Here is a 327-nt window from a genome sequence, read left to right as displayed (position 1 = left end):
TTCGTTTGTGGCTAAATTACCTTCAACATCTAGTGCGCTAACACTTGCTGTAATTTCACCATCAGCAAGGCCTGAAATATTAGTGGCATTTATTGCCCACTCACCGGCTGCATTAATCGCGACGTTTTCGACCGTGACTTTCTTACCGTCTTTATCGGTAAATACCACGGTGGCTGTTTGATTTGCATCGGCTTCATCTATTACACCGCTTACGACTACATTACTTTGCTCTGCAGTATTAATAACAGCGTCATCACCTGTTGCAACATCAATGCTGGTTACGGCTGTTTTATCGTGAATGGCGGTGTCTGTAGCGGTTGCTGTATT

At 44.0% G+C, this 327-nt stretch carries 1 protein-coding gene; it reads right to left on the bottom strand.

The features are described 5' to 3' along the window. The coding region (locus tag H5159_RS21275) for a hypothetical protein (RefSeq protein ID WP_182780976.1) at positions 1–327 on the bottom strand (327 nt) is incomplete at both ends.

Source organism: Pseudoalteromonas sp. SG43-1, from assembly GCF_014164415.1.
GTDB lineage: Bacteria > Pseudomonadota > Gammaproteobacteria > Enterobacterales > Alteromonadaceae > Pseudoalteromonas > Pseudoalteromonas distincta.
This window is presented reverse-complemented; position numbering and strand designations above follow the sequence as displayed.